The organism is Mycobacterium sp. TH-M82, assembly GCF_057473605.1.
In genome coordinates this window covers 1-3,187 of record NZ_JBYCKY010000220.1, presented here as the reverse complement: position 1 = coordinate 3,187, position 3,187 = coordinate 1, and the positions used below count along the sequence as shown (strand labels likewise).

The 3,187-nt window shown below is 64.5% G+C and carries 5 protein-coding genes; all 5 read left to right on the top strand.

Features of this window, described 5'->3' with window-relative positions; all coding sequences use genetic code 11:
- On the top strand, positions 1-585 hold a 585-nt coding region (locus AC2VON_RS06485), incomplete at its 5' end, for a glucosyl-3-phosphoglycerate synthase (protein ID WP_486952207.1).
- Positions 586-614: 29 nt separating this feature from the next.
- Positions 615-923: a DivIVA domain-containing protein gene (locus AC2VON_RS06480; RefSeq protein WP_486952206.1), complete on the top strand. Its 309-nt coding sequence runs from the start codon at positions 615-617 to the stop codon at positions 921-923.
- Positions 920-1,513 (top strand): DNA-3-methyladenine glycosylase I, encoded by a 594-nt coding sequence (locus AC2VON_RS06475; RefSeq protein WP_486952205.1) that lies wholly within the window; start codon positions 920-922, stop codon positions 1,511-1,513. The genes AC2VON_RS06480 and AC2VON_RS06475 overlap by 4 nt, the downstream gene beginning before the upstream one ends.
- Positions 1,514-1,764: 251 nt before the next feature.
- Positions 1,765-2,445 (top strand): TetR/AcrR family transcriptional regulator, encoded by a 681-nt coding sequence (locus tag AC2VON_RS06470; RefSeq protein WP_486952204.1) that lies wholly within the window; start codon positions 1,765-1,767, stop codon positions 2,443-2,445.
- Between the two features lie 54 nt (positions 2,446-2,499).
- On the top strand, positions 2,500-3,187 hold a 688-nt coding region (locus tag AC2VON_RS06465), incomplete at its 3' end, for a PE-PPE domain-containing protein (protein ID WP_486952203.1).

Here is a 3,187-nt window from a genome sequence, read left to right as displayed (position 1 = left end):
ACCAGCGGCGACATCGTGGTGTTCGTGGACTCCGACCTGATCGACCCGGACCCGATGTTCGTGCCGAAGCTGGTCGGGCCGCTGCTCACCGGCGACGGCGTTCACCTGGTCAAGGGCTTCTATCGCCGTCCATTGAAGCTCGACGGGGCCGAGGAGGCCAACGGCGGCGGACGGGTCACCGAATTGGTGGCGCGCCCGCTGCTGGCCGCGCTGCGGCCCGAGTTGAGCGGTGTGCTGCAGCCGCTGGGCGGGGAGTACGCCGGCACTCGCGAGTTGTTGACCTCGGTGCCGTTCGCGCCGGGCTACGGGGTGGAAATCGGTCTGCTGGTCGACACCTACGACCGCCTGGGGCTGGACGCCATCGCGCAGGTCAACCTGGGGGTGCGGGCGCACCGCAACCGGTCGCTGGCCGAGCTCGGGGCGATGAGCCGGCAGGTTGTCGCCACCCTGCTGTCCCGATGTGGCATCGGTGACTCCGGGGTGGGGCTCACCCAGTTCTTCGCCGACGGCGACGGTTACCTGCCGCGCATCGCGCCGGTGTCGCTGATCGACCGTCCGCCGATGAATACCGTGCGGCCACGCTGACCCGCGGCCGATGCGGCACTATCGATGGCGTGACATTGGTGCTGCTGTATCTGGTGGTGTTGATCCTCATTGCGCTGTTGCTCTTCGGGGTGGCCGGGTTGCTGTTCGGTCGTGGTGAGCAGTTGCCGCCGCTGCCGCGGGCAACCACGGCGACCATGCTGCCCGCGTCGGGGGTCACCGGCGCCGATGTCGACGCGGTCAAGTTCACCCAGGTGCTGCGCGGCTACAAGGCCAGCGAGGTCGACTGGGTGCTCGACCGGCTCGGCCATGAGCTGGATCGGTTACGCAGCCAACTCGCCGCAGTACAGGTCGCACAGGACTCGCCGGGGCGCATGTGACGGCTGTCTGCGATGACGGCCTGGTTCGCTGCGGATGGGCTGAGACCCAAGGGACCGGCTCAGCGCTGTACCGCGACTATCACGACTACGAGTGGGGCCGCCCGGTGCATGACGGGGTGGCGTTGTTCGAGCGCATCAGCCTGGAGGCCTTCCAAAGCGGATTGTCGTGGCTGGTGATCCTGCGCAAGCGGGAGAACTTCCGGCGCGCATTCTCCGGTTTCGACATCGAGACGGTCGCCCGCTACGCCGACGCCGACGTGGCCCGGCTGCTGGCCGATCCGGGCATCGTGCGCAACAGGGGCAAGATCGAGGCGACCATCTTCAACGCACGGGCAGCCGCAGACATTGGATCGAAGAACTTGGCGGAGCTGCTCTGGTCGTTCGCCCCGCCGCGGCGGCCGAAAAGGCCGGCTGATCCGTCCGAAATTCCGTCGGCCACCACGGAGTCGAAGGCCATGGCGCGTGAGTTGAGACGCCGCGGCTTCCGGTTCACCGGCCCGACCACCGCCTATGCACTGATGCAGGCCACCGGAATGGTCGATGACCACCTGCAAGCATGCTGGGTGCCGACGACTGTGTCCTGGAGTTAGCCTGAAAATACTCTGGAAAATCGTGAAAAGGCATCCTTGCCCCGACGATGCAGTCACCGGCAATGCGCGGCGATGCTGGTCGGGTCGCTTCGCCCGTGACAAAACCGTAAACCTTGACGGTTTCTTGTAAATCTCCTATGCTGCCGATGTGCTGACATGGCGTTCACCGGCCCTCGCTTCCGCGGCGGTAGGCACCAATACTTGTGTCAACCTGATCGCAGTGCACCGGTGAGGCACGCATGATCGTTGACATGAAGCACATGCGTACCCGCCGGACCCAAGCTCAGCGGAGTAGCAAGACCAAGGCCGCCCTGTTGGATGCCACATTGGATTTACTCGTTGAATCCGGCTACAAGGCCACCACGGTGACCGCAGTCGCCCATCGAGCCGAGGTTTCGCTGGGGGCGCTGCTGCACCATTTCCCCACCAAGACCGACCTGCTTTCGGCCGCGATCGGACATGCATTTGAGCGTCGCACCGCGGAGTACCGCCAAGCCATGGCCAAGGTGGATGCTGCCGATGACAAGCTGGACGCCACGCTCGACCTGCTCTGGTCAATGTGGACCGGTCCGACGTTCACCGCATTCGTCGAGCTGTGGGTCGCGGCCCGCACTGATGCCGAACTGGCGGATCCGCTCGTGGCGGTGGACCGTGAGTTCCTCCGGACAAGCCGGGAGATGTATGCCGACTACTTCCTTGGTGACCACACCAGTGACGGCGACGCCGGAAACGGGTTGCACCTGGTCTTCTCGCTGGTGACTGGGTTGGCGTTCTGCAACATGATCGAGGGGTACCAGCCGTTCGCATCCGAACGCGTCATCGACACGTTCAAAGCGATGGCCCGGGGCAGAGCCATGTCGAGGCGCACCGTGTCGGGGCAGCCGGATTACCCGGAGGTCGACAACCGCAGAGAACGCTCGGTGCGAGGTTAGGAGGTCGCAGGTCAAATGTTAGGCCGTAAGCTTCGTTGGTTGGGTTTAGGGCTGGTGACGACTGCCGGTGCCGGGGTCTTGTCGCTGACCGCGATGATGAATTCGGCCTTCGCGTACGGGGAGACGGGGGACGTCGTCGCAGGCACCGACTCGACCACCATCGGATTGGTCGTAGGTCCCAGCGGGGTACCGATCCCCGGATCCGAATATGTCCAAGATGCTAATGAGCTCTACATCCACCCCAATTTCCCCGACACCACATATCCCGATCCCTATGCCAACGGCCTGTTCACACCCGAGTATCCGGTCCTCTCCGTGCCCTTTTCCGAAAACTATCCCAACGCCACGACTGGTCCGCTCGCCGGCTTTCCGCAGGAGAGCACCTCGGTGGGCCAGGGCATGCTCATCCTGGACAACGCGATCGCCAGCAACACCGCAGCCGGAGACACTTCAACCGTGTTCGGCTGGTCGCAGAGTTCCACGATTTCCGGCCTGGTCATGCAGCAACTCGACCCGTCCGGCACGCCGGAATCGGACGCTGGCCTGCAGTTTGTGCTGGTCGGTGACCCCAACGCGCCCAACGGCGGGTTATCCGAGCGCTTCGACGGTTTGAACCTGCCCAGTGAGGGTATCGCGTACTCCGGCGCGACCCCCGCCAACTCCTTTCCGACCGACATCTACACCCTCGAATACGACGGCTTCGCCGACTTCCCGCGCTACCCCATCGATGTCCTGGCCGACC